Source organism: Mesorhizobium intechi (assembly GCF_002879535.1).
Lineage (GTDB): Bacteria > Pseudomonadota > Alphaproteobacteria > Rhizobiales > Rhizobiaceae > Mesorhizobium > Mesorhizobium intechi.
In genome coordinates this window covers 15,489-41,508 of record NZ_PNOT02000051.1, presented here as the reverse complement: position 1 = coordinate 41,508, position 26,020 = coordinate 15,489, and the positions used below count along the sequence as shown (strand labels likewise).

General features: G+C 62.9%; 25 protein-coding genes and 1 pseudogene. 12 read left to right on the top strand and 14 right to left on the bottom strand.

Annotated features, from left to right (window positions below):
- Positions 1-203, bottom strand: a pseudogene (locus tag C1D09_RS04930) (SH3 domain-containing protein); the annotation flags it as partial.
- 148 nt (positions 204-351) lie between these two features.
- On the opposite strand from C1D09_RS04930, the gene C1D09_RS04925 reads away from it, so the two are divergent.
- A complete protein-coding gene (locus tag C1D09_RS04925) occupies positions 352-1,353 on the top strand; it encodes a 2-hydroxyacid dehydrogenase (protein WP_019863085.1) in 1,002 nt (333 codons plus the stop codon).
- A 47-nt stretch (positions 1,354-1,400) separates the two neighbouring features.
- Here the strand turns inward: C1D09_RS04925 and C1D09_RS04920 are convergent, their stop codons facing one another.
- The 9 genes from C1D09_RS04920 to C1D09_RS04880 form a co-directional block, all read right to left on the bottom strand.
- A complete protein-coding gene (locus tag C1D09_RS04920) occupies positions 1,401-1,877 on the bottom strand; it encodes a GNAT family N-acetyltransferase (protein ID WP_143973256.1) in 477 nt (158 codons plus the stop codon).
- Between the two features lie 14 nt (positions 1,878-1,891).
- Positions 1,892-2,644, bottom strand: coding sequence for a molybdopterin-synthase adenylyltransferase MoeB (locus C1D09_RS04915; protein ID WP_143973255.1), 753 nt, complete (start codon positions 2,642-2,644; stop codon positions 1,892-1,894).
- Positions 2,645-2,675: 31 nt separating this feature from the next.
- A complete protein-coding gene (recF, locus tag C1D09_RS04910; protein WP_143973254.1) occupies positions 2,676-3,815 on the bottom strand; it encodes a DNA replication/repair protein RecF in 1,140 nt (379 codons plus the stop codon).
- Between the two features lie 83 nt (positions 3,816-3,898).
- Positions 3,899-5,017: a DNA polymerase III subunit beta gene (dnaN, locus tag C1D09_RS04905; RefSeq protein WP_010913340.1), complete on the bottom strand. Its 1,119-nt coding sequence runs from the start codon at positions 5,015-5,017 to the stop codon at positions 3,899-3,901.
- A gap of 305 nt (positions 5,018-5,322) precedes the next feature.
- Complete coding sequence (dnaA, locus tag C1D09_RS04900; RefSeq protein WP_143973253.1) at positions 5,323-6,867, bottom strand: chromosomal replication initiator protein DnaA; 1,545 nt, start codon at positions 6,865-6,867, stop codon at positions 5,323-5,325.
- An 850-nt stretch (positions 6,868-7,717) separates the two neighbouring features.
- Entirely contained in the window at positions 7,718-7,984 is a 267-nt protein-coding gene (gene rpsT, locus C1D09_RS04895) for a 30S ribosomal protein S20 (RefSeq protein ID WP_010913342.1), read from the bottom strand.
- Between the two features lie 181 nt (positions 7,985-8,165).
- Complete coding sequence (locus C1D09_RS04890; RefSeq protein ID WP_143973252.1) at positions 8,166-8,939, bottom strand: enoyl-CoA hydratase; 774 nt, start codon at positions 8,937-8,939, stop codon at positions 8,166-8,168.
- A 30-nt stretch (positions 8,940-8,969) separates the two neighbouring features.
- Entirely contained in the window at positions 8,970-9,860 is an 891-nt protein-coding gene (mutM, locus tag C1D09_RS04885) for a bifunctional DNA-formamidopyrimidine glycosylase/DNA-(apurinic or apyrimidinic site) lyase (protein ID WP_143973251.1), read from the bottom strand.
- Entirely contained in the window at positions 9,853-11,094 is a 1,242-nt protein-coding gene (locus C1D09_RS04880; protein ID WP_143973250.1) for a phosphopentomutase, read from the bottom strand. Before C1D09_RS04880 ends, mutM begins: the two co-directional genes overlap by 8 nt.
- 276 nt (positions 11,095-11,370) lie before the next feature.
- On the opposite strand from C1D09_RS04880, the gene C1D09_RS04875 reads away from it, so the two are divergent.
- Positions 11,371-12,294, top strand: coding sequence for a phosphate/phosphite/phosphonate ABC transporter substrate-binding protein (locus tag C1D09_RS04875; protein ID WP_143973249.1), 924 nt, complete (start codon positions 11,371-11,373; stop codon positions 12,292-12,294).
- Between the two features lie 6 nt (positions 12,295-12,300).
- Here the strand turns inward: C1D09_RS04875 and C1D09_RS04870 are convergent, their stop codons facing one another.
- From C1D09_RS04870 to C1D09_RS04860, 3 genes are all read right to left on the bottom strand, one after another.
- Complete coding sequence (locus C1D09_RS04870; protein ID WP_143973248.1) at positions 12,301-12,924, bottom strand: TadE/TadG family type IV pilus assembly protein; 624 nt, start codon at positions 12,922-12,924, stop codon at positions 12,301-12,303.
- Positions 12,925-12,958: 34 nt separating this feature from the next.
- Positions 12,959-13,549 (bottom strand): TadE/TadG family type IV pilus assembly protein, encoded by a 591-nt coding sequence (locus C1D09_RS04865; protein WP_143973247.1) that lies wholly within the window; start codon positions 13,547-13,549, stop codon positions 12,959-12,961.
- A 140-nt stretch (positions 13,550-13,689) separates the two neighbouring features.
- The gene (locus C1D09_RS04860; protein WP_143973246.1) at positions 13,690-14,112 is read right to left on the bottom strand and encodes a pilus assembly protein N-terminal domain-containing protein; all 423 of its coding nucleotides are present in this window, start codon (positions 14,110-14,112) and stop codon (positions 13,690-13,692) included.
- A 355-nt stretch (positions 14,113-14,467) separates the two neighbouring features.
- Between C1D09_RS04860 and C1D09_RS04855 the strand changes: the two genes are divergently transcribed.
- The 9 genes from C1D09_RS04855 to C1D09_RS04815 all read left to right on the top strand — a co-directional run bounded on the left by C1D09_RS04855 (position 14,468) and on the right by C1D09_RS04815 (position 23,576).
- Positions 14,468-14,644 carry a Flp family type IVb pilin gene (locus C1D09_RS04855; RefSeq protein ID WP_019863098.1) on the top strand — a complete coding sequence of 59 codons (177 nt, stop codon included), beginning with the start codon at positions 14,468-14,470 and terminating at the stop codon, positions 14,642-14,644.
- 169 nt (positions 14,645-14,813) lie between these two features.
- Positions 14,814-15,332 (top strand): A24 family peptidase, encoded by a 519-nt coding sequence (locus C1D09_RS04850; protein WP_143973258.1) that lies wholly within the window; start codon positions 14,814-14,816, stop codon positions 15,330-15,332.
- 212 nt (positions 15,333-15,544) lie between these two features.
- Entirely contained in the window at positions 15,545-16,360 is an 816-nt protein-coding gene (gene cpaB / locus C1D09_RS04845; protein WP_143973245.1) for a Flp pilus assembly protein CpaB, read from the top strand.
- A complete protein-coding gene (locus C1D09_RS04840; RefSeq protein WP_143973244.1) occupies positions 16,357-17,883 on the top strand; it encodes a type II and III secretion system protein family protein in 1,527 nt (508 codons plus the stop codon). Before cpaB ends, C1D09_RS04840 begins: the two co-directional genes overlap by 4 nt.
- Before the next feature lie 14 nt (positions 17,884-17,897).
- A complete protein-coding gene (locus C1D09_RS04835) occupies positions 17,898-18,635 on the top strand; it encodes a CpaD family pilus assembly protein (RefSeq protein ID WP_143973243.1) in 738 nt (245 codons plus the stop codon).
- Between the two features lie 58 nt (positions 18,636-18,693).
- Positions 18,694-19,977: a CpaE/TadZ family protein gene (locus C1D09_RS04830; protein WP_425463403.1), complete on the top strand. Its 1,284-nt coding sequence runs from the start codon at positions 18,694-18,696 to the stop codon at positions 19,975-19,977.
- A gap of 24 nt (positions 19,978-20,001) precedes the next feature.
- Positions 20,002-21,510, top strand: a complete 1,509-nt coding sequence (locus C1D09_RS04825) for a TadA family conjugal transfer-associated ATPase (RefSeq protein WP_143973241.1) — start codon at positions 20,002-20,004, stop codon at positions 21,508-21,510.
- A 23-nt stretch (positions 21,511-21,533) separates the two neighbouring features.
- Positions 21,534-22,547: a type II secretion system F family protein gene (locus C1D09_RS04820; RefSeq protein WP_143973240.1), complete on the top strand. Its 1,014-nt coding sequence runs from the start codon at positions 21,534-21,536 to the stop codon at positions 22,545-22,547.
- Between the two features lie 9 nt (positions 22,548-22,556).
- Positions 22,557-23,576 (top strand): type II secretion system F family protein, encoded by a 1,020-nt coding sequence (locus C1D09_RS04815; protein WP_010913358.1) that lies wholly within the window; start codon positions 22,557-22,559, stop codon positions 23,574-23,576.
- An 87-nt stretch (positions 23,577-23,663) separates the two neighbouring features.
- Here the strand turns inward: C1D09_RS04815 and C1D09_RS04810 are convergent, their stop codons facing one another.
- A complete protein-coding gene (locus C1D09_RS04810) occupies positions 23,664-24,485 on the bottom strand; it encodes a tetratricopeptide repeat protein (protein ID WP_143973257.1) in 822 nt (273 codons plus the stop codon).
- A 131-nt stretch (positions 24,486-24,616) separates the two neighbouring features.
- Here C1D09_RS04810 and C1D09_RS04805 point away from each other — a divergent pair, with 131 nt between their 5' ends.
- Complete coding sequence (locus C1D09_RS04805) at positions 24,617-25,981, top strand: leucyl aminopeptidase family protein (protein ID WP_143973239.1); 1,365 nt, start codon at positions 24,617-24,619, stop codon at positions 25,979-25,981.
- The last annotated feature ends 39 nt before the right edge of the window (positions 25,982-26,020 follow it).

The window sequence follows — 26,020 nt, the reverse complement described above, 5'->3', positions numbered from 1 at the left end:
TAGTTGGCGCCGGGGCCGACGCGCGAATTGACGCGGCCGGACTTCAGGCTGACGAATCGCGGCAGCGGCAGGCCGCTCGGCCCAAGCGTGACGGCGCTCTGGGCGGGCGCGGCCGCGCCCTGCGCAGCGGCAAGCGGGGAATAGAGGAGAGCGCCGAGAAATGCTGCGCTGAGAGCCAGGCGAAGCGACGCGAAACCAGACACTTTCGTTCCTTTCGGCGTCGGCCCGACGGCCTTGGCGCCCCTTTTTCTTTGTCTTCGGCGGCACCGCTTGTTACATGGGTAAATCGGCTACCGCGACCGGCTTTCAGTTTCGCCGGTCTTGGTTAAAGAGGTCTCAACGAGGGAAACAATGGTAGGCAAAAAGAAGCCTCTCGTGGTCATCACGCGAAAGCTGCCCGACCCTGTCGAGACCCGCATGCGCGAGCTGTTCGACGCCAGGTTGAATGTCGAGGACAGGCCGATGACGCAGCCGGAGCTGGTCGCCGCGGTCAAGGAGGCCGACGTGCTGGTGCCGACGGTGACCGATCAGATCGACGCGGCGCTGATCGCCCAGGCCGGCGACAACCTCAAGCTGATCGCCAATTTCGGCAACGGCGTCGACAAGATCGACGTGGCCGCGGCCGCCAAGAGGGGCATCACCGTCACCAACACGCCCAATGTGCTGACCGAAGATACCGCCGACATGACCATGGCGCTGATGCTGGCGGTACCGCGCCGGCTGGCGGAGGGCGCCAATGTACTCACCGGCGACAAGAAATGGGCCGGCTGGTCGCCGACCTGGATGCTTGGCCGGCGCATCTGGGGCAAGCGGCTGGGCATCGTCGGCATGGGCCGCATCGGCACGGCCGTCGCGCGCCGGGCCAAGGCCTTCGGCCTTTCCATTCACTATCACAACCGTCACCGCGTTTTGCCGGCGGTCGAGGACGGGCTGGAGGCGACCTATTGGGAGAGCCTCGACCAGATGCTGGCCCGCATGGACATCATCTCCGTCAATTGTCCGTCGACGCCCGCGACCTTCCATCTTCTGTCGGCACGGCGCTTGGCGCTGCTGCAGCCCACAGCCTACGTCGTCAACACCGCGCGCGGCGACATCATCGACGAGGAAGCGCTGGTCAAGCTGATCCAGGACGGCAAGATCGCCGGCGCCGGCCTCGACGTTTACGAGCATGAGCCGGCGCTCAATGCCAAGCTGCTCAAGCTTGCTGCCCGGCACAAGGTCGTGCTTTTGCCGCATATGGGTTCGGCGACGCTCGAGGGCCGCATCGACATGGGCGAGAAAGTCATCATCAACATCCGGGCCTTCGTTGACGGTCACCGCCCGCCCGACCGCGTGCTGCCGCTCAGAACCTGACGGCATCGCGGCAACGCGGTCCCTGTTCTCCAAATGCAAGCCAAGGCTTACGAAAGGACCTTGCGCAGGGTGATCGATGTCGGGTTGGCATAGCCCTCATGCGCCGTGCGCCCGGTCTCGTGAAAGCCGAGGCGGACAAAGGCGGCGTGATTGGCGGTAAGCTCGATGCGCGTCTGCAGTTCCAGCGCCGCCTTGCCGCGATCGAGCGCGAGACGTTCGACACACTGCATCAGTCGCCGGCCGATGCCTTGCCCCTGGCAGTCCGGGGCGACGGCGAGCTTGCCGACGTAAAGATCGTCGGCCCTTTCCTGAGCGAAGACGCAGCCGACGATCCTGTCGTCATCGAGAGCCACGAAACCGGTCTCGCGTAAGGCTTTGTCGCGCAGTGTATCGACGGTGAGCAGGTGAGCCGAGGACGGCGGGTCGATGACGCCGTCCATGAAGGCGAAGGCATGCATGATCAAGGCAAGCACCTCGTCCCAGCGGCCGAAATCGGCCGGAATGCGGTCGATTGTAAGGGGCATGGTCCGCTCCAAGATCAGCGCCTGGCGTAGCGGATCGTCTCAAAGCGCGCGGCGAGCGCATCGTAGAGCAGCAGTCGGGCGACCAGCGGCTCCCCAATGCCGGTGATCAGCTTGATCGCCTCCATCGCCTGCAGCGTGCCGACGACGCCGGTCAGCGCCCCAAGCACCCCGGCCTCGGCGCAGGACGGCACCAGGCCTGGCGGTGGCGCTTCGGGAAAGAGATCGCGGTACCCGGGGTTAGGCTTGCCATCCTTGCCGACCTCGAAAGGCTTCAGCACCGTCACCGAGCCGTCGAAGCGGCCAACGGCGGCGTGCACCAGGGGTTTGCGCGCGCTCGCGCAGGCGTCGGCCACCGTATAACGGGTCTCGAAATTGTCGGAACCGTCGACCACGATGTCATAGCGGGCGACGAGGGCATGGGCGTTGTCCGCGCTCAGCCGGAACGTGTGCGTCTCGACCACGGTGTTGGGATTGATGCGGGCGATTGCCGCCCTGGCGCTGTCGGTTTTCAGCTTGCCGACCGTATCGGTGTCGTGGATGACCTGGCGCTGCAAATTGGAGAGCGACACGGTGTCGTCGTCGACAATGCCGAGCGTGCCGACGCCGGCCGCCGCAAGGTATTCGAGCACCGGCGCGCCCAGCCCGCCGGCGCCGATCACTAGGACGCGTGCCTGCTTGAGCTTCTGTTGGCCCGCACCACCGACCTCCGGCAGCACGATGTGGCGGGCGTAGCGTTCGATCTCGTCGGCGGTGAGCGCAGTGGTCATGTCGGGACAATACAGCGGCCGAAAAACCTTGTCAGGCGTCTTCGGTTGGCCCAACCGTGCCATGGTCGACGGTTAGGAATTGCGCACGCCCCTTGAGGCTGGAGAACAGCGCGGCATCGGTTCCCGTCATGAAGGCCTGACAGTTCAACTCTTCGAGGATCGAGAACAGTGCCGCCCGCCGCCCGCCGTCGAGGTGTGCCGCGATCTCATCCAGCAGCAGGATCGGCGTCATACCGGACATCTCGCCGGTCAGCCTTGCATGCGAGAGCACGATACCGACCAGCAAGGCCTTCTGCTCGCCGGTAGAACAGAGCTCTGCCGGCATTGCCTTGGGCCGATGCCGCACCAGGAGATCGGAACGGTGCGGGCCTTCGAGCGTTCGTCCCGCGGCACGATCGCGATCGCGTCCGCCGGCGAGCGCCCGGCGGAACCGCTCCTCGACATCGACCGCCGGCGCGCTGGAAACCTCGGCTTCCAGATCGCCCGAAAGGCTGATGTCGGCCTGTGGGAACGGCCCCGTGTCGGGCAGCCTGTCGATCATGGCGGCGAGCAGGCGCACCAGTTCGGCGCGCGCTGCCGCAATGGCGACGCCGGTTTCGGCCATCTGCGTCTCGATCGCCTCGAACCAACGATCGTCCCGGGATCCATCCGTAAGCAGGCGGTTACGGCCGCGCATGGCCTTTTCGTAGTCGAGCGCGCGCTGGCCGTGGCCGGGATCGATCGCCAGAACCAGCCTGTCGAGAAAGCGCCGGCGATCCGCGGCCGGTCCGGTGAACAGCGCATCCATGGCCGGCGTCAGCCAAACCACGCGCAGCCATTCCAGCATGTCTTCGGCCGATCGGGCGGTCGCGCCGTTGATGCGAACGCGCCTGCCGCCTTCGCCTTCGCCAGCCGAAATGCCCGTGCCGATCTCGACCTGGCCGTCGGGTCCGTCGAGCCGGGCATGCAGCGCAAAGCCGCCATCGCCGCCTTCGCGCGCGACATCGGCGTAAGGGGCACGGCGCAGGCCACGCCCGGGCGTCAGCAAGGAAATCGCTTCCAGCAGGTTGGTCTTGCCGGCGCCATTGTCGCCGGAAAACACGACAGCGCCCGGGGCGAGGTCGATCGCCAGCGCCGCATAGTTGCGGAAATTAGTAAGTGTAAGCTTACTTATATGGGTCTGTGCCGGCAACCGCTATCCGCCTGTGGAAGTGCCGCGACCATTGTGCTTGCTGCCGGTCCTGTCGCAGCGCCGGATCGATGATGCAGCGCCGGCTACACCCGCATCGGCATCAGCACGTAAAGCGCGGTCTCGTCGGCCATGTCGTGGATCAGCGTCGGCGAACCGGCATCGGCCAGCATGAATTTGGCTTCCGTGCCGGTGAGCTGCGCGGCGACATCAAGCAGATACTTGGCGTTGAAGCCGATCTCGATCGGGTCGGAGGAGTAATCGGCCGCCAGTTCCTCGGTGGCGCTGCCGGAATCCGGGTTGTTGACCGCGAGCGTTACCTGGCCTTCGCTGATCGAAAGCTTCACCGCGCGGCCCCGTTCGGAGGAAATTGTCGAAACGCGATCGACGGCGGCGGCAAAGCTCTGGCGGTCGAGGATCAGCTTCTTGTCGTTGCCCGTCGGAATGACCCGCTGATAGTCGGGGAAGGTGCCGTCGATCAGCTTCGAGGTCAGGACCACACTACCGATGGTGAAGCGGATCTTGGTATCGGACAGTTCGGTGGTCACGGCGACATCCGGATCGTCGACCAGTTTCTGCAGCTCGCTCACCGTCTTGCGCGGAATGATGATGCCCGGCATGCCTTCGGAACCTGCCGGCGCGTCGATTTCGGCGCGCGCCAGGCGGTGGCCGTCGGTCGCCACCGAGCGCAGCTTCAGCTTCCCGCCGACTTCATGCGTGTGCAGGTAGATGCCGTTGAGATAGTAGCGCGTCTCCTCGGTGGAAATGGCGAACTGCGTCTTCTCGATCAACCCCTTCAGGGCAACCGAGTCGAGCCGGAAGATATGTGAGAACGATCCGGCCGAAAGTTCGGGGAAATCGGATTGCGGCAGGCACTGCAGGCGGAAGCTCGAGCGGCCCGACGTCACCGTCATGGCATTGCCGTCCTCATCCGTCTTCAGCATCACCTCGGCTCCGTCCGAGAGCTTGCGCACGATGTCGTAGAGCAGATGCGCTGGAACCGTCGTCGCCCCGCCACGCTCCACTTTGGCTGGCGTTGCTTCCGTCACCTCCAGGTCGAGGTCGGTGGCCTTCATTTCCAGGCTGGCGCCTTCGGCGCTGAGCAGCACATTGGACAGGATCGGTATCGTGTTGCGCCGTTCGACCACACGGTGGACGTGGTTGAGCGACTTCAGGAGATTTGACCGTTCCAGGATAACACGCATGACGAAACAGGCTCGCTTGAAAGGATGAGCGGGTCTCCGGCTGGCGGCGCCCCGCGAAAGGTCTGAACAGGCTCAGAATCTGAGTAAACTGACAGGAAAAAGCCAGCAAACGCAAGCCCGCGACACCGGTTCGGGCAGGCTGCGCGGGCTTTCTGGGGATAAACGCCGCGAAGACCGCCGACCGGTGTGCTGAATCCGGAATCCGCATCTTCGGCGACCGATGCCGCGAGCCCATTCCGGGCTCACCGCCGGGCAGGCAAGCCGTTGAATTCCAGCCCAGTTCCGGCTTGCTCGTCCTGAACCGGTCAGGCCTGGTCGTTGATCAGCCGTCGCAGCAGCTCGAGTTCCTGTGCCAGCGTGTTGTCATTGCCGGAAAGGTCCTCGATCTTGCGCACGGCGTGCAGCACCGTGGTGTGGTCGCGGCCGCCGAAGCGCCGTCCGATTTCGGGCAGTGAGCGCGGCGTCATCACCTTCGACAGGTACATCGCGACCTGCCGTGGCTTGACGATAGTGCGCGTGCGCCGGTTGGACAGCAATTCGGTCTTCGACACATTGTAGTGGCGCGCCACGATGCGCTGGATATCCTCGATGCGGACCCGCTTCGGCTCGCCGGTGCGATAGATGTGGCCGAGGATCTCATCGATGCGGTCAATGGTGATTTGCGGCTCGAACGACTGCCGGAACAGCAGCTGATTGAAGGCGCCCTCCAGTTCGCGTCCGCTGCCGGTCACGGTGCGGGCGACGTGATTGAGGATCTCTTCGGAAATGTCGAGCGATGCGTCGTCGATCCGGGCCGTGGCCAGGCGCAGTTTGAGCATGCCGAGACGCATGGCGAAATCGGGCGCCGACATTTCAAGCGCGACGCCGCCATTGAGGCGTGAGCGGACGCGCGGCTCCAGCGACTCCAGCTCCGACGGCGGCCGGTCGGCGGCGACAACGACCTGCTTGGCGCTATCGAGCAGCATGTTGATCAAATGGCAGAATTCATGCTGGATCGACTTGCCCTGCAGGAACTGCATGTCGTCGATGATCAGGAGGTCGATGTCGCGCAGCTGCTCCTTGAGCGTCAGCGCGTTGTTGTCGCGGATCGCCGTGGCGAAGCGCCACATGAAATATTCCGCGGTGAGATAGACGACGCGGGACTTCGGGTTCTGCTTCAGCGATTCCGCAGCGATGGCCTGCAGCAAGTGGGTCTTGCCGAGCCCGACGGTCGCATGCAGGAATAGCGGATTGAAGCGCACGGCGCTCGACTGCGATTCCGCCACGGCCTTGGCGGCGGCGAAGGCCACCCGGTTCGACGGCCCCTCGATGAAGGAGCCGAACGTGTAGCGCGGATCGAGCGGCGACCCCAGCACATTGTGGCGGAACTCGCTCTCGACCGCCGCACCCGGGCGCGGTACGGGGGGCCGTTCCACCCTGCCGGGGCTTACGGTGCCGGCGGCCAGCGCCGTCTGCGTCTGTCGTGTCATCTTGCGCGCCGGCGCCAATTCCGGCTCGGCATGGCTGCGCCCCTGACGGGTGGCCGTGCGCACCACGATCTCGATCTTGAGGAGATCGGCATCCTCCTGCTTCCACAGTTCGGAGATGAGGTCGAGATAGTGGCCGTTGATCCACGAGCGCAGGAACGCGGTGGGGACCGAGATGCGGACAATGCCCTTGGACGCTTCCGCGACCTTCATGCGGCCGAACCAGCTCGAATAGACTTCAGCTCCCAGACGCGCCTTCAACTGGGCCTTGACCCGGTCGAACTTCTGTTCCGCGTCGCTGGAAACCGCCATCTCGTTTGCTCCGATCAAAGTTCCAGGAAATGGGAGGTCGCCCGTAAGCTCCCTTTCGACGCCGCTCTGCATGATCGAGTTCCTTGTCTTTCTGTACCGTTTTCCGCCGGGAATGCGCCTCCTGCATCCTTGTTCCGGCGATTGCGTCTTCGCTACGATGCCCGTTGCCGCCGCCGGCAATGAACGTCGCCACTATCCGGAGGGAACCGGTGCCGGCCCATGGAAGCCAGTCCGCGTTGGGTATGTCAGGGCAATACAACATCGTCCGGCGTAAAACGCCGGCGCGCTGTCAACCTGCCATGTCTCGTTACGCCAGTCCCCTACCGTATCGAAAAGGGCAAACCAAAGCCGTCCGCGGACTTGATCCGCGTCGCAAATCCCGCCAATTTAAGCTGGCTGCGTCAGGCTGGGTTAAGGGCCAGAGGCCCGTCCCCTTCGATGAATGGACATTACCGAAATCGCTGTGGATAGGGCAAGGCCACGTCTAACGGATTTTTAAGGAATCTGGTTACCTCCGGCGCCTTCGGGCGCCATGTCGCAGCGGCGGATTTTGACAAAGCCATTGTGATTCAAACCCTTTTCCGGCGAATATGAAAAAGCCGGGCCGATACGAAATATTCTGAAATAATTCGCTTGACAGCCAGTTGTCCTCCCATCGCTCTGGGGTGCTGTGGACATGCTGTGGATGACCATGGGTAAGTATCTGAAAAATATTGCTTATTTCTGGTAGCTAGGAATTTACAAGATGGCACTTTTTGAGCGCGCCAGCCGCCAGGGGGCACGTATGTGCCGGCAAAGCATTTGGAAGCTTGGAAGCCGCCCCAGGCGCCGTTTCCGAGCATTCTTTTCAAGTACTTGCCGGCAAACGAAAAAACCCGGCGCGAGCGGCCGGGTTTTAGACAAGCTAGTCTGTATAGCGATGTTAGGCCGACAGCACCTTGAGCCGTGCGGCCAGGCGCGACACCTTGCGTGACGCTGTGTTCTTGTGGATGACGCCTTTGGTTGCGGCACGCATCAATTCTGGCTCGGCGGCCTTGAAGGCGGCCTGCGCGGCAGCCTTGTCACCGGAGGCGAGCGCCTCCTCGACCTGGCGGACATAGGTGCGCACGCGCGAGCGGCGGTTCTTGTTGATCGCCGCGCGGCGGGCGATCTTGCGCGTTGCCTTTTTGGCCGAGGATGTGTTGGCCATGATGCCTCTCTTCTGATCTGGTCGGCGCACGCGGCATGCCGCAGGGCGCAAAAAACAAACGGGCAGCCACAGGGCCGCCTCGGTTGGTGCGGCTTATAGTTCAGCTTTTCCGGCGCGTCAACGCTGCCTGGCGTTCTTTTTGGTCGACGCCACAGGGTTTCGGCCGCGGGCCGGCAAGGCTCTACCGATTGGCGAAATTCGGCTTCCGCTTTTCGGCGAAGGCCGTCATGCCTTCCTTCTGGTCTTCTAGCGCGAAAAGCGAATGGAACAGACGACGTTCGAACCGCAATCCCTCGGCCAGCGTCGTCTCATAGGAACGGTTGACGGCTTCCTTCGCCATCATCACCGACGGCAGCGAGAAGTCGGCGATCTTGGCCGCCGCCTTGACCGCCTCCTCGACAAGCTCGGCGGCGGGCACGACCCGCGACACCAGGCCTGAGCGCTCGGCTTCCGCCGCATCCATCATCCGCCCGGTCAGGCACATGTCCATCGCCTTCGACTTGCCGACAAACCGGGTCAGGCGCTGCGACCCGCCCATGCCGGGAATGACGCCGAGCGTGATTTCGGGCTGGCCGAATTTGGCCGTGTCGGCGGCAATGATGAAGTCGCACATCATTGCCAGTTCGCATCCGCCGCCGAGCGCATAGCCGGCCACTGCCGCGATAACGGGTTTCCGGACCCGCGTCAGGTCTTCCCAGCCGACGAATAGGTCCTGTAGATACGCGTCTGCAAAGGAGATTGCCTGCATTTCCTTGATGTCGGCGCCGGCGGCAAAGGCCTTGTCGGAACCGGTAATGACCACGGCGCCGATGCCGGCGTCGGCGTCGAAGTCTTTCACGGCTGCGACCAGTTCGGCCAGAAGCTGAAGGTTCAGCGCATTGAGCGCCTTTGGCCGGTTCAGAGTGACCAGTCCGACCTTGCCGCGCGTCTCGGTGATGATCGTTTCATAGGCCATGGCCGCTTCTCCTCGCTCCGCTGGTCTAACTCAGCTCTGACACGTCCGGCAATAGAAGGTCGAGCGTCCGCTCTGCACGACGCGCTCGATATGGCCGCCGCAGCCGGGCTTCGGGCAGGGCTCGCCTTCACGGTCGTAGACGGCGAAGGAATGCTGGAAATACCCCAGCGATCCGTCGGTGTGCATGTAGTCGCGCAGCGAAGACCCGCCGGCGGCGATGGCATCCGATATGACCGAGCGGATCGCCTCGGCCAGGCATTCGCTTTGTTGTCGGGCCTTCTTGCCCGGCTTGGCGATGGTGCCCGCCTCGCGCAGGGGCGACAGGCCGGCGCGCCAAAGCGCCTCCGAGACATAGATATTGCCAAGTCCCGCGATCAGCTTCTGGTCAAGAAGTGCTGCCTTGAGCGGCGATCCGCGGCCTTGCAGCAACGAGGCGAGCAGCGCGCCGTCCAGCGTATTGCCCGTTGGCTCCACGCCCAGCCCGGCCAGCATCGGGTGCGTCTCCGGCGATCCTTCCGCAAACAGCATGAAACCGAAGCGGCGCGGGTCGTTGAAGATCACGCGGGACCGGGCGCCGTCGGCACCGACCACATCGAATACCACATGGTCGTGTGCCGTGCTTTTCGAGCGCTCGTGGTGAAACACGCCGGGTGTCTCGCCGTCGTCGTCGGTCTCGATGCGAAAGGAACCCGACATGCCGAGATGGCAGATCAGCACCGGGCCGTCCTGCACATGCATGGTCAGATATTTGGCCCGGCGGCCGAGTGCAGTGATGGTCCTGCCGGTCAGCCTTTCCGAAAACCGTTCGGGAAAGGGAAACCGGAGGTCTGGCCGACGCGCCTCGACCCTGGTCAGACGGGCGCCTTCCAGGACCGGCTGCAGGCCACGCCGGACCGTTTCGACTTCGGGCAATTCAGGCATGGCCGCCAATCATCGCATGGAAAGAAGTGCCGTGGCGGCCAGGCGCCAGCCCGAGGTGCTCGGCGACGGTTTCGCCGATATCGGCGAATGTCGTTCTCAGTCCGATGTCGCCACCTGCCAGACCCGGTCCCATGCCGATCACGGGGATGCGTTCACGCGTGTGATCGGTCCCTCGCCAGGTCGGATCATTGCCGTGGTCGGCCGTCAGGATGAGAAGGTCGCCCTGCCGCAGCTTGGCGAATGCTTCCGGCAGCCGTCGGTCGAAGGCCTCGAGCGCGGCGGCATAGCCGGCGACGTCGCGGCGATGGCCGAATTCGGTGTCGAAATCGACGAAATTGGCGAAAACGAGATCGCCATCGCCGGCATCGTCCATCGCACCGAGCGCCTTCTCGAACATGGCCATGTTGCCGGCGGCCTTGCGCTCTTCCGAAATCCCGCGATGGGCGAAGATGTCACCGATCTTGCCGACGGCGATGACGTGGCTTCCCCGCTCCGTCAGCCGGTCGAGCAAGGTCGGCTCCGGCGGTGGCACGGCATAGTCACGGCGATTGTAGGTCCGCTGGAAGGTGGCGGCGGTCTCGCCGACAAACGGCCGTGCGATCACGCGCCCGATTCTGAGCGGATCGACCAGCCGGCGCACCACCTGACAGAATTCATAAAGCCGATCCAACCCGAAATGAACTTCATGCGCGGCGATCTGCAGGACCGAATCGACGGAGGTGTAACAGATCGGCTTGCCGGTACGGATGTGTTCCTCGCCGAACCGTTCGATGATCTCGGTGCCCGGCGCATGGCAGTTGCCGAGAATGCCTGGCACCTCGCCCTCGCGGATCATCGCCGCGGTCAGATCAGCCGGAAAGGCGGGAACCGTATCCGGGAAGTAACCCCACTCGAAACGCACTGGCAGCCCCGCGATCTCCCAGTGGCCGGAAGGTGTGTCCTTGCCGCTCGAAACTTCCTGCGCCGCGCCATGGAAGGCGTTGGCGACCAGATCCGTCCCGAAATGGGCAAAACCCAACCCTGTCGCCGTCTCCGCTGCCTTGCCAAGCCCGAGCGACGCCATGTGCGGGACAAACAGCGGCCCTTGCCGAAGCCGCTCGCGATCCGCGCGCCCTTCGGCGCAAGCTTCGGCGATATGCGCAAGCGTGTTGGCGCCGGCGTCGCCATAGCGTTCGGCGTCGGCCGCACCACCGATGCCGAAAGAGTCCAGGACGAAGAGGAAAGCACGCGCCATCGGGTCATTGTTGCCAGTTTGGACGCCCAGACATAGGGTTCCAAGGCGGCATTGGCAATTCTGAAACCAAACGGCAACGGCTTGGCGCGATGGTCCTGTCCATGTCGCCCGAAAGTGCGCATGCGTTTTGGGACAACGACATGGACAACCAAAAGGGCATGTCGCCCACAAAGGCGCACGGGTTTGGGGCGACGACGACAGGCACAATCCGACATGTAAAGCATCGCAACGCTGGGACTTGGGCATGGATCGAAGGAAACGCAGGACAGTCTTGTCATGAACGGCGCTCTGAAGACATGTGCTGCCCTTGCGGTCATGCACGGCGCGCTCTGCTGCGGTCCGGCGCGGGCCGACTGGCGCGATGATATCGGCACATTCCGCATCGGAATCGTCGCCGAGCCCGGCGCCGGCAACACTGTTCCGGGGCTGGCGCTGTTGACGCAATCGTTTACCAATGCGCTTGGCATGAAGGTGGAGTTCGTCGTTGCGCGCGATTACGCCGCACTGATCGAGGCGCAGGCCAACGCCCGGATCCAGTACGCCATCTATTCGGCGACGGCCTACGCGACGGCGCTGCAGCGTTGCGGATGTGTCGAACCGCTTGTGGCTCCGGTCGATTCCGATGGTGCGGCCGGCATCCGCTCCGTGCTGTTGACCCGGGACGGCAAGCTGTCCGGCCTGGCGGCGATGGAGACGCACCGGATCGCCATGCCGCCGGCGGACAGCGTCGGGGGCTCGCTTTTGCCGCTGGTGGAGTTGGCCGCCGAACACGCCAAGATCACCGAGGATGCCCCGTTTCTGATCCATGCCGATTCGGCGTCCGCGGCGGAAACCATGCTTGTCGACGGCCAGGCCGACGCCACGTTCGGCTGGGTGCGGGCCGCGGCCGATGGCCAGCCGCTGCTATCCGGTGGCACGCAGGCCAGGCTCGAAGCGGCCGGCCTTTCGCCGTCGGCGCTCCAGGTGGTGTGGATGTCTGGCCTGCTGAGATACGGTCCCCATGCCGTGCGCAGCGATCTCGACGCGGAAGCCAGGCGCCGGCTGACCGTGTTCCTCACCAACCTCAAATCGACGACGCCGGATGTCTACGATCTCCTGGAATCGAAGCACTCCGGCGGCTTTTTGACCGTGGCCCCAAAGGATTATGCGCCGGCCGAGGCCATCGTGCGCCAGGTGTTGCTCGATGGGAGCCGGCAGTAAAAGTCTTCAGCAATCGCCGCAGGGAATGGTCAAACTTCTGCGCGGACGCAGATAGTAGGTCTCGCCCATCGGGATCGTGGTGGTGAGGGATTTGGTCAGCCCAAGCTTTTGTTGGGTGTCGGTCGTCCAGCCGATGATCGGCGTATAGCTCAGATTGCTGTCGACGCGGATGAGAAAGGTGCCGGCCACCTTGAGCGTTGCCGGAACCGTTGTGGCCGTGCCCGCGGCGGCCGCGGCACTATAGACGCCAGTGTCAACCTTGCGCGACCACACGACCAGGACCTTGGGTGGTGTATCGGTGGTGACCTGTATTGCCGTGATGGTGATGTTCGGCGTCGAGCGGTTGTAGGGCTGAATGGTCGAGGTGCCGATTTTCATGATGGCGTCGAGATCCGCCTTGACGATGGTCGGCTGCTGCGTGACGAGATCGGCAACCATGCTGCCGATGCGGCTGACCTTCTTGCTGGTCTCGATGGCCTGCGAAGCCTCCATGGTCATGAAGTACATGACCAGCAGAATCGGAACGATAAGAGCGAACTCGACCGCCGCGATGCCCTTGCGGTTAGACCAGAATCCGATCGTCCTGCTCCAGGACTCCGCGATTTTCAGATGTGCCCCCGCACGCATCATGGCATTTGCCTTTTTCTTGTTGGTCGTTCTGAACTCAATTGTCGAACGGCTCGTTCTGCCAGGTCACCGAGGCAAAATGCAGCGTCCTGCCGCCATTCAGATTGGCCATCGACTTGGCCATCAGATCGGTCATGACAGGCCATCTGTAGAAGACCCGCAGCATGTTCTTCGATTCCGCCAGGCCAGGCGTGTTTGCGAAAGTCTGTGAGTTCGTGCCTTGCATCAGCACGACATCGCCGTTCTGGATCTTGAAGGTCGCGGTGGCCGCGTCCGCGAAGGTCGGATACTCGCGAAGGTCCACGAGCAGCTGTTGCGGGCAATCCGTGGAGACGATGATCTGCAACCTGCCGCAGATCAGGGTCGTCAATTTGCTCCCGGCGACGTCGGCCGGCCGCAGTTGGCCCGTGCGCAACTGGCGCGCGACATCGTCGGTGATGTTGGCCATCACCTCCTGGCCGGCGAACGAGATGCAGCTTTCAAGGATGGCGAATACGAGGAGAGCGAACGGCAATGCAAGTATCGAGAATTCGATGGCCGTGCTGCCACGGCGATTGCGAACGAAGCGCGTCAGAAACCCGGCGCGCTCCGCCCTGTGCTGATCTGTCGAGCTGAATTCGTTGCCCATGTCCTGTTCCTGCCACCCCTGGACGGTTCCGACAGGTGTATTAGCGCAAACCAATTGAGGCCCGGTTTGAATGATCGTTAAAGTCGGCGCGGGCGCCTTAACCGGCCGGTAACCTGGACAGGCTGGTGGGGCCGCACAACCTACTTGCTTGCGCTCATCTCGGACTCGGAGGCTTTCTCGGCCTCGCTCTTGTAGGAGCTTTCGCAATAGGGCGTGCAAGACATGGTCTGGACCTCGGCGCGCCGGTAAATGCGAACCGACGAGGCCGCCTGCCGCACGACGGTAACCTGCGCGTCGACGATCGGGCTGCCCTCCTGGTCGAGAACGACGAGATTGGTGACACCGAAACCCTTGCCGGTGAGCACGATCGTGGAGGCGTCCTGGACGGAGGCATCGGCGATGGCCGGGTTGCCAACGACGATCGTGTCGGCGGGACGCGACAACTTCACGATCTTGGCCTGATTCATCGTCACTTCGATATCGGCGGCGGCCTTGGCTGGCGTGACCAAGCTCGTGGCGGCAAGAAGCACGGCAATCAGGATTGAGGATCTCTGCACGGCCATCGATGCGCTCCCGCAAGCAAACTGTTCAACGGAACATGAACGAGATTGGTGAACCAACGGTTAAGTCGGCTTGCGGCGGTGGATATGGCGATCGGTGTGGCTGATCGCATCGCCGGCTACGTGCCGGTCGCAAGCTTTGCCAAAGCCCTTGCCTTTTGCGGCATTGGCTTGCGAAACAGTGCATTAGCCAGCGCTTAGCGTCGGGTTAACCACGCATTCGGTTCGAGCCGGGAAAGGAATCGGTAAGGCTGTTTATTAAGCCGATCGAAAGAGCTTCTCCCTAGATTGGCAGCATCCGATCAACCATCACAGAAGTTGACGGAAGTGCTGTAACACGTGGAGTAGGAGCTCTCGAATGTCTAACCTTTTTGCACGTTTCGTGAAGGACGAATCCGGCGCGACCGCTATCGAATATGGTCTGATCGCCGCTCTCATCGCGCTCGCCATCATCACCGGCGCCGGCGCCCTCGGCAATGCAATCAACGCCAAGTTCTCCAACATCGGAAACACCCTGAACTCAAGCGGCAGCTAATCTGCCTATTGCTGAACGTTCAGAATGTCTTTCAAACAGGGGCCGCCCATATGGGCGGCCCCTGTCTATTGTTGCTTGTCGAAGTCGCAGCCGACTGAGCCTCCCCGACCTCATCAATCGTTAATCGATCCATTCTAGATTGAGCCCGTGAACAATAGGCATGGCGCCGATGCTTGAAGCCCTGATCTTCGTCGTCTTTCCCTTCTGCATGCTGTTTGCAGCGATCTCCGACATGCTGTCGATGACAATTGCCAACCGCGTGTCGGTGCTGCTTGTCGTCGTCTTCGCGCTGGTCGCGCCGCTGACGGGTATGGAGTGGGCCGCCTATGGTTGGCATTTCGCCGCCGGCGTCCTTGTCCTTGCCGTGACGTTCGGCCTGTTCGCAATGGGTGGCATGGGAGGCGGCGACGCCAAGCTGCTGGCCGCAACGGCCGTGTGGATGGGGTTGAACATCCAACTCGTCGAATACCTTGTTGTCTCGACACTCATCGGCGGCCTGCTGACGATAGCCATCCTGCTTTACCGGAAGTCGCCGCTGGCGGTTGTGACGGGCCGCAATCCGTTCCTGCGCCATTTCGCGGAAGAGTCTGTCGGGATTCCCTACGGGATCGCGCTTGGCCTTGGCGGGCTGCTGACCTATCCGGATTCACCTTTGATGGTGTGGGCGCTGGCCAGGCTTGCGAGCTGAAGGCGATCGTTTTCCGTTTCCCTGACCACATTGCCCGTCCGGCTTTGAAATGAGCCTTGGCCGGGCCCTTTATACGTGGCGCAGCGATCAAGCTAATTTATGTAAACCTTAAATTAATCACGATCGTAAGCATTACATTAACCTTGTTTTGACGATTGCCGCTGCAAAGTCCGGCCTGGCTACGTGGTTTGCCAAGGGCGAGGTTCGGACAGATGCCAGCATCCCGACTTATTATTCTGAGCGTGGCGGTGGCCGCGGCGGGTGGCGCTGGCTATGTCGCAAAGAACATGGTCGCCGCGCCGCCGCCCCAGATCGTGGTCGATTCCGGCCCCCAGGCTCCCGCCGTGGCCCTGCAGGACGTGCTTGTGCTCTCGGGCGATGTCGCGATGGGCAACGCGCTTCAGAACAACATTTCCTGGCAATCCTGGCCGGCCGACGGCGTCAACGCGAATTTCATCACCAAGGCCAATGCTCCCGACGCCCTGGAGAAATTGAAGGGATCGATCGCCCGCGTGCCGATGTATGCCGGTGAGCCGGTGCGGCGTTCCAAGCTGATCGGCGAGGGGCAGAGCTTCATGTCGTCCATCCTGCCCTCCGGGATGCGGGCGGTCGCCACGACCATCTCGGCCGACACTTCGGCCGGCGGCTTCATCCTTCCCAACGATTTCGTCGACGTCATCATGACCCGCAGGGCGGATGCCAACAGCGGCAGCACCGGCTTCAACACCGAAACCATCCTCAAGAACATTCGCGTCCTGGCGATCGACCAGACGATCCAGGAAGACGAGGAGGGCAAGAAGACCAGGGTGGGCCAGACCGCCACGCTGGAGCTGACGCCCAAGCAGGCGGAGATCATCACCGTCGCCCAGCAGATGGCGGATCGCCTGACGCTGGCCTTGCGCGCGGTCGCGGACACCCAGGAAAAGAATGTGGGCGAGGCCGACTATCTCGTTTCCGGCAATGGACGCAAGGGAACGGTGAGACTGATCAAGTCGGGCGAAGTCTCCGAAGTAGGGGCAAGGAAATGAGGCTAAGCGGTAAACTGCCGGCAATCGCAGCCGCGGCATTCGGCCTGCTGCTCGTCGGAACGAATGTACAGGGCGTCGTCGAGGCGAAGAACACGCAGGTGTCGGCCACGACAGCCACGCAGCGCGTCAAGCTTGGCCTCAACAAATCGGTGGTCATAGACCTGCCGAGCGATGCCTACGACATTCTTGTCGCCAACCCGACCGTTGCCGATGCGGTGACCCGCACGGCGAGGCGTATCTATCTGTTCGGCAAATCGGTCGGCGAGACCAACATTTTCGTCTTCGGTCCGAACGGCGAACAGATCGCCAGCCTGGACCTGGCCGTCGAACGCGACGTCGCCGGCCTGGAGGACTATATCAAGCGCTTCCTTCCGACCTCGGACGTCAAGGTGGAACTGCTGAACGACAACGTCGTCTTGACCGGAATGGTCGATACACCGCTGGACGCGAAGCGGGCGGTCGACCTTGCGACGATCTTCGTCTCCGGCGGTGAAGCAACGACCGGGCAGTATTCGCAGACCGCGGCCGGCGGCTCGGCCCAGGGCGGCGTCGACATCAACAACCCCGACCAGGAACGACGCGTCTCGAAGATCGTCAATCTTCTGCAGATCATCGGCGACGACCAGGTCACGCTCAAGGTGACGGTCGCTGAAGTCAGTCGCTCTGTGATGAAGCAGCTCGGCGTAAACATGATCGCCAGCGGCAACAGCAACGGTATCAGCTGGAACGCGCTGGGTTCGCAGAATTACGGTTTGGGCAAACCGCTATCGCAGTACTCAGGCTTTGGGCTTGGCAACGCACGCTCGCCCTTTCAGGCCTACATAAATGCGATGGAACAGTCGGGAGTCATGAAAACCCTGGCCGAACCAACACTGACGGCGGTGTCGGGTGAGAAGGCGACATTCAAAGTCGGCGGTGAGTTCAACATCATTACCCAGCGCTCACAGAACGTTTCACAACAGAACCAGACCGGTCAGATCACATACTCCAACCAACAGATCGAATACGGCATTGGCCTCGAGTTCCAGCCAGTCGTGCTGTCGGCCGGCCGGATCAGCCTCAAGGTCAGGACCTCGGTGTCGGAGCCAACGACGGAAGGCGCCACCACCCTCGAAGGCCTGGGCAACTTGCCTGGAACCACACTGTTGTCGATCCGCAAGCGCCTGGCTGACACCACGATCGAGTTGCCTTCCGGCGGCTCCATGATGATTGCGGGTCTGGTCCGCGACGACGTGCGTCAAGCGGTCTCGGGACTCCCGGGTCTCGCCAAGATCCCGGTCCTTGGCACCTTGTTCCGCAGCCGGGACTTCGTGCGCAACGAAAGCGAGCTGGTGATCTTCATCACGCCATATCTGGCGAAGCCGGTGGCACGCAACGATCTCGCCAAGCCGGACGACAATTTCAACCCTGCCAGCGACGGTGCCGCCAATTTCCTTGGCAAGGTCAATCGCGTCTACGGCACCATGCAGACCGACAAGCCCAACGGCCGTTACCACGGCGTTGTCGGCTACATCTACAAGTGAATGGGGAAGCGGACATGTCTCAGTCAGCGTTGAAGACAAGGACCATCGCCACGACGATGCGCGCCTGCCGTTCGCGGACCGGGCTGCGGATGCTGCCGGTTCTGGCGGTAGCGATGACCGCGCTGCTGGCCGGGTGCGCCCAGCGCGACAGCATCACCGTCGGCGCCATCCCGGACGACTATCGCACCAACCATCCGATCGTCATCGCGGAGAAGAACCAGAAGATCGACCTGCCCGTCGGCGCCGGCGACCGCGGCATGACCGGTTCGCAGCGCGACACGCTGCTGGGGTTCCTGGACGGCTATGACAAGAGTGCCGCGCCGACATTGACCATCCAGATTCCGAGCGGATCGGCCAACGAGGTTGCCGCGACGGCGGCCGGCCGTGATTTCGCCAGGCTCGCGGTTGCCAGCGGTATCAAGCGCAACCGGATCGTCGTCACCTCCTATCAGGCCGGCTCGAGTGAGACATCCGCTCCGGTTCGTGTCTCCTATATCGCGGTGAGGGCCCAGACCGACAAATGCGGACGCTGGCCCGACGATCTGTTCGAGACGTCGGAAAACAAGCACTATGCCGACTTTGGCTGCTCCTATCAGAACAATCTCGCCGCCCAGATGGCCAACCCGGCCGATCTGCTCGGGCCGCGCAAGCAGACCACCATCGACGCGGAAAATCGCGGCAAGGTGATCGATGTCTACCGCGCCAGGGGCATTTCGGGTGAATTCCTCGGCAATTCGGAAGTGACCTACTAAGCGACCCTTCGGGGAAAGAGAAGACAGGGAAAGAAAAGGCCACGGAAAGAGCATGACCATGAGCAATCTTGCCTATGACGCCACCGTGGACGGCGGTGATACATCGCCGCAGGACATCGCCGCGATGCAGGCGTTGCGGCCGGTTCCGCGCATCTCGATCCAGGCATTCTGCGAGACCGAGGGCGTTGCCAATCCGGTCGAGCGCGCCGGCGAGGACCGCCGCATGACCAAGGCCCATCTCAAGGTCCATATGGGCGGCATTCCCACGGCAATCGAGTTCTATCAGTCGGCGCCGACGCCGAACCTGATCCTGCTGGAGTCACGCAGCGAACCCAAGCAACTGCTGGAGCAACTCGCCCAGCTCTCTGAATACTGCGATCCATCCTCCAAAGTGGTGGTAATCGGCCATTACAATGATGTCGGTCTCTACCGCGAGCTCATCCGCTCCGGCATCTCCGAATATGTCATCGCGCCCGTTTCGATGGCCGACATCGTCAGCGTCGTGTCGTCGATTTTCGTCGATCCGGAGGCTGAACCGATCGGGCGTTCGATCGCCTTTGTCGGCGCCAAGGGCGGCGTCGGCTCTTCCACCATCGCCCACAATGTCGCCTGGGCAATGTCCTCCCTGTTCAAATCCGAGGTCGTCGTCGCCGACCTCGATCTCGCCTTCGGCACGGCCAATATCAATTTCGACCAGGATCCGGCTCAGGGCATCGCCGAAGCGGTGTTCTCACCCGAACGCGTCGACGAAGTCTATCTCGACCGGCTGCTGACGCAGTGCGCCGAGCATTTGTCATTGCTCGCCGCGCCCTCGACGCTGGAACGCGTCTACGACTTCGATCCCGACGCCTTTGCGCAGCTTGTCGATACCGCGCAGCGCAGCGTGCCGCTTCTGGTCCTTGACGTCCCCCATGTCTGGACGGGCTGGGCCAAGAACACGCTGGTCAAAGCCGACGAGATCGTCATCACGGCGACCCCGGAACTGGCCAATCTGCGCAACACCAAGAACATGGTCGACATGCTCAAGCGGCTTCGCCCCAACGACCCGCCGCCCAAGCTGATCATCAACCAGTCCGGCGTTCCCAAGCGGCCGGAAATTTCGCCGACCGATTTCGCCGAGCCGCTCGGCCTGACGCCGATGTCGGTCATCGGCTTCGACCCACTGCTGTTCGGCAATGCCGCCAACAACGGGCGTATGCTCGGCGAGATGGATGCCAAGAACCCGGTTGTCGCGATCATCAACGAGATTGCCCATGTGCTGACCGGGCGAAGCGAAATCCGCACGAAGAAGAAGGCTGGCCTGGGCGGTCTGCTCGGCAAGCTCTCGCTTAACAAGAAGTGACGCTTTTGGAACCGGTAGTCGATCATGTTCGGTAAAAGAGGCAACGACGACGGCAATCGGTTCACGCCGGAATTCCGCCAGCCAGCACCAGCGCCGGCCGCGCCGCCGCCCCCCGGTTCGACGGATACGGCGGTTCTTGCCCGGCCCGCGGCACCGCTGCAGCCAAGCGCGCCAGTGGCGCCGCCGGCTCGCCGCGCCGTCGAGGCGCCGCCCATCGCGCCGGAGGCGAGGCGGCCCCAGCGCGAAAAGAGCGAAACCTATTACGACACCAAGAGCCAGGTCTTCTCGGCGCTGATCGACACGATCGACCTGTCGCAGCTCGCCAAGCTCGACCCGGAGACCGCGCGCGAGGAAATCCGCGACATCGTCAACGACATCATCGCGATCAAGAATTTCGCGATGTCGATCGCCGAGCAGGAGGAATTGCTCGAGGACATCTGCAACGACGTGCTTGGTTACGGGCCGCTCGAGCCATTGCTCGCCCGCGACGACATCGCCGACATCATGGTCAACGGCTCCAAGAACGTCTACATCGAGGTCAACGGCAAGGTCGAGCAGACCGGCATTCGCTTTCGTGACAACCAGCAGCTTCTCAACATCTGCCAGCGCATTGTCAGTCAGGTCGGTCGCCGTGTGGACGAATCCAGCCCGATCTGCGACGCCCGCCTTCCCGACGGCTCTCGCGTCAACGTCATCGCTCCGCCGCTCGCCATCGACGGCACCGCCCTCACCATCCGCAAATTCAAGAAGGACAAGCTGACGCTCGATCAACTGGTCAAGTTCGGTGCCATCTCACCGCAGGGCGCCGAGGTCCTCAAGATCATCGGTCGTGTTCGCTGCAACATCGTCATCTCGGGCGGCACCGGCTCCGGCAAGACGACGCTGCTCAACTGCCTCACCAACTACATCGACCGCGACGAGCGCGTCATCACCTGCGAGGACTCGGCCGAACTGCAACTGCAGCAGCCCCATGTCGTGCGTCTGGAAACCCGCCCGCCCAACCTCGAAGGCGAAGGCGAAGTGACGATGCGCGACCTGGTCAAGAATTGCCTGCGCATGCGGCCCGAGCGCATCATCGTCGGTGAGGTGCGCGGACCCGAGGTGTTCGATCTTCTGCAGGCGATGAACACCGGCCATGACGGCTCGATGGGAACGATCCACTCGAACAGCCCGCGCGAATGCCTGAACCGTATCGAATCCATGATCGCCATGGGCGGTTATTCGCTGCCGCAGAAAACCGTGCGCGAAATCGTCGTCGGTTCCATCGACGTGATCATCCAGGCGGCGCGTCTGCGCGACGGATCGCGCCGTATCACTCACATCACCGAGGTGATCGGGATGGAAGGCGACGTCATCATCACGCAGGACATCGTCCTCTACAACATCAAGGGCGAGGACGCCAACGGCAGGCTGCTGGGCGAGCATGTCTCGACCGGCATCGGCCGCCCGCATTTCTGGGACCGCGCTCGCTACTACGGCGAGGAGCAGCGCCTCGCCGTTGCACTCGAGGCTATGGAGAAACGCGCTGACTGACGCGGCGTTGAGGGTTCTGGTCGATGTTTGGAATTGACGGCACCGTATTGGCGTTTGTCGTGCTCGCCGGCTTCAGCGCCGGCGCGGTCGCCTATGCATTCCTGTTCAACCAGATCAGCAATGAGAAGCAGGCTGGAAAGCGGCTGGAGACGATCAAGGCCGCCGAGACGGACCGGTCGGTTGTCAAGGCCTCCCGCGACCGCGCGACGGATGCGGCCAAGCGTCGGAAATCCGTGCAGGATTCGCTGAAGGAGCTCGACGAGAAGCAGAAGACCAAGGACAGCGCCATCAAGAAGGCGCCGCTGAAGGCGCAACTCCGGCAAGCCGGAATGAAGGTCTCAATCGAGCGTTTCTACATTTATTCCGCCATATGCGGTCTGGCGCTGACGGTGATCGCATTCGTGGCCGGCGCGCCGATGCTTGTCTTGCCCGGCGTGCTGTTGGCTGGCGCGCTCGGCCTGCCGCGCTGGTTCGTATCGTTTCGCCGCGCGCGCCGGGTCAAGGCATTCCTCAACGAATTTCCAAACGCGCTCGACATCATCGTGCGCGCGGTCAAGTCCGGCCTGCCGCTGAACGATGCCGTGCGGCTCATCGCCAACGAATCCCCCGAGCCGGTGAAGATGGAGTTTCGCCGCATCGTCGATTCGCAGCAGATGGGCCTTTCGATCCCGGATGCAACCTTGCGGATGCCCGAAACCATGCCGTGCACCGAGGCGAGTTTTTTCGGCATCGTCATCCAGATCCAGTCGCAGGCCGGCGGCAATCTGTCCGAGGCGCTGGGCAACCTTTCACGCGTGCTTCGTGATCGCAAGAAGATGAAAGCCAAGGTGCAGGCGCTGTCCATGGAGGCGAAGGCGTCCGCCGCCATCATCGGCGCGCTGCCCTTCATCGTTGCTTTTCTCGTCTATCTTTCCAGCCCCGACTATCTGATGCCGCTGTTCACCACCAGCGTTGGCAATCTGATACTGGGTTGTGCCGCTGTCTGGATGTCGATCGGCATCCTGGTCATGCGCAAGATGATGAACTTTGAAGTCTAGGGCAGCGGCATGACCGAACAAGTCATCAAATCACTGACGGACCCCAGCCTACTGATCGCGCTGCTGGTCGCCATCGCCGTCTTCGCGACGGTCTTTACATTGCTGCCGGCATTCGGCGGAAACCAGCTCAAGGCTCGCATGAAGTCGGTCGCGCTGGAGCGCGACGAGCTTCGCGCCAAGCAGCGCGCAAGGCTCGCGAGCGAGGCCGATCGCCGCCGCAAGGGCCTGCGCGAGCAACAGTCAGTCGGCATGCGCAACATCGTCGATCGACTCGACCTGCGGCGCGCGCTGGCCGACGAGAGCACCTTGCAGAAGCTCAAGGTCGCCGGCTTTCGCGGGCAGAACCCGCTGACGCGTTTCCTTTTCTTCCGCCTCGTTCTGCCCTTTGTCGGCTTCGCGCTGGGGCTGGTCTACATATTCGTGCTCGGAGGACTGCCCGACAAACCCCTGGTCATCCGGCTGTTCGTCTGCATCCTGGTCGCCTATGGCGGCTTCTACGCGCCGGTCGTCTATGTCAACAATCGCGCCACCAAGCGCAAGCAGTCGATCCAGATGGCGTGGCCGGATGCGCTCGACCTGATGCTGATCTGCGTGGAGTCTGGCATGTCGGTGGAAGCAGCGCTCCGCAAGGTCGCTGACGAGATCGGCGCGCAGTCGGTGGCTCTGGCGGAAGAATTCATCCTGACGAACGCCGAGCTCTCCTATCTGCAGGAACGCAAGCAGGCCTATGAGAATCTTGCGAACCGTACCGGTCTGGAATCGGTCAAATCGGTGTCGCAGGCGCTCGTACAGGCCGAACGCTACGGCACGCCGGTGGCGCACGCATTGCGCGTGCTTGCCGCCGAAAGCCGGGACCAGCGCATGAATGCCGCCGAGAAGAAGGCCGCCGCCTTGCCGCCCAAGCTCACCGTGCCGATGATCCTGTTCTTCCTGCCGGTGCTTTTCGCCATCATCCTGGGTCCGGCCGGCATCCAGGTCAGCCAGCGCGGCATCTTCGGCACCGATCATCCGTCTTCATCGGCCAAGTAGCGTCGGGGCACGCGGAGACAAACGAAGAAGCCGCGCTGAACGCAGCGCGGCTTCTTCGTTCGATCGGGGCCTTTGTAGATCGTCGCCTCAGTTGGTTGCCGTCTTCGGCTTGTCCTGATCCTTGAGCTGCCTCCAGGCATTCTGTTGCGCAAGCATCTGCCTGAGATAAGCGACATTGGCCTGAGCCTGCTCGGGCGACAGCTCCTGCGAGGCGATCTTCTCGGCTTCGTCGAAGCGGCCCTGCAGACCGACGACCAGCGCCAGGTTCTGGCGCACGCGGCTGTCGGCGTTGGGCTGCTGGGCGGCCGAACGCATATAGGTTTCCGCGGTGCGCAGATCTCCTTCCAGCACATAGGACATGCCGAGATTGGAGAGAACCGAGGGCTCGTTCGGCTTGAGTTCGAGCGCCTTGCGGTAGAGCTGGCGCGCATCGTCTTTCTGGCCGAGCTGATCGAGGATAGCCGCTTCCGCCGACACCAGCTTCCAGTCGGGATATTCAGGCGTCTGTGCACGGCGCACGGCGTCGAGCGCTGCCTCGAACTGGCCATTGGCGGCCAGCGCCTTGCCATAGGCGGCGAGCACGTCGCGATCCTTGGGATAGGCGATGGCCAGTTTGCGCATCACGGCAAGCGACTGGTCGGCATCGCCGTCCATCTGCAGCGCGGCCGCGAAGTTGGTTGCGATTCGCTTGTCGTTGGGATTCCTGGAGTAGGACTGGCCGAGGGCGGCCGTGGCATTGTGCACCTCTCCCGCCGACATGCTCTCCAGCGGCTTGCCGCTGCTGCGCTCGATCGAGCCGGTAGTCATCCTGCTGGTTCCGCATCCGGCGACGCCCGCGGCGAGCGCCAGCATGAGGGCGGTGGTGACGACCCATTTTCCTCTGGCATTCACTGTGCGGTTGGTCGGCATCGACACCTAGGCCTCCATTCGTGCGCGCGGCCATTGCGTGGCCATCTTCCCTCCCGCAGAAATATTCTGTTAACCCTAACGGAGGGTTAAGAAACGCCGACTCGCGAAGGGTCGGCAGGAGAGAACATCGAATGCCTGTGGAACTCGTCGAGACGAAATTGCAAGGTGCGCTGCCGGTGCATCTGGTGGCCCGTGACGGCCTGGAGGCGGCGGGCCTTGCGCCATCTGCGCTCGCATGGGCCAAGGCCAACGGCTTTGCCGGCGAGGCAGGCAGGACGCTCGCCGTGCCCGGCGAAAACGGCGCACTTGCCGGCGCGCTGTTCGGCACCGGCGAAGGCGAAGGCGCACTCGCGCTCGGTGCACTGTCGAAAACCCTGCCGGAAGGCGACTGGCATTTCGCCTCCATTCCTGCCGAGCCGGAACTCGCGGCGATCGCGCTGGCGCTAGGCGGCTATGTCTTTACCCGTTACGGCAAGAAGCCGGGTAAGGCCTTGCGTTTCGACGTGCCGGACGGCGTCGACGCGGCGCGCGTTCGCCGCATCGCCGATGGCGTCTTCCTGGCCCGCGATCTGGTCAACACACCGACCAGCGACATGGGACCGGATGATCTGGAGAAGGCGGTGCGCACCTTGGCCGCGGCTCACAAGGCCGAAGTCTCCGTCATCAAGGGCGACGAACTGCTGAGTCAGAACTTCCCGATGATCCACGCCGTGGGCCGTGCTTCATCCGGTGCGCCGCGTCTGATCGACATGATCTGGGGGCAACCGGGCGCGCCGAAGGTGACCCTGGTCGGCAAGGGCGTCTGCTTCGACACGGGCGGTCTCGACATCAAGCCGTCATCCGGCATGCTCTTGATGAAGAAGGATATGGGCGGCGCCGCCAATGTGCTTGGCCTGGCCTCGATGATCATGGCGGCCGGGTTGAACCTGCGGCTGCGCGTGCTGATCCCGGCGGTCGAGAACTCGATAGCCGGCAATGCTTTCAGACCGGGCGACGTGCTGGCGAGCCGCAAGGGCATTACTGTCGAGATCGGAAACACCGACGCCGAAGGCCGGCTCGTGCTCGGCGACGCGCTGGCGCTGGCCGATGACGAGGAGCCGCATTTGCTGGTCGACATGGCGACACTGACCGGAGCGGCCCGTGTGGCGCTTGGCCCGGATCTGCCGCCTTTCTATACCGGCGACGAGGCGCTGGCCTCGGACCTCGCTGCGGCGTCGCTGGCGGTCGAGGATCCGCTGTGGCGCTTGCCGCTGTGGCGGCCCTACGATGCCAAACTGTCGTCGAAGATCGCCGACATCAACAATGTCACCACGGACGGTTTCGCCGGTTCGATCACCGCGGCGCTGTTCCTCAAGCGCTTTGTCGAGAAGACGGCAAGCTGGGCGCATTTCGACATCTTTGCCTGGAACCCCGCCGATCGCCCGCATGGGCCTGCCGGCGGCGAGGCGCAAGGCATTCGCGCGCTGGAGCGGGTCATCTCGACACGCTTTGGCTGACGGGGTGGCAGAGCCGGCAAATCGCCAAAACTGAAACGG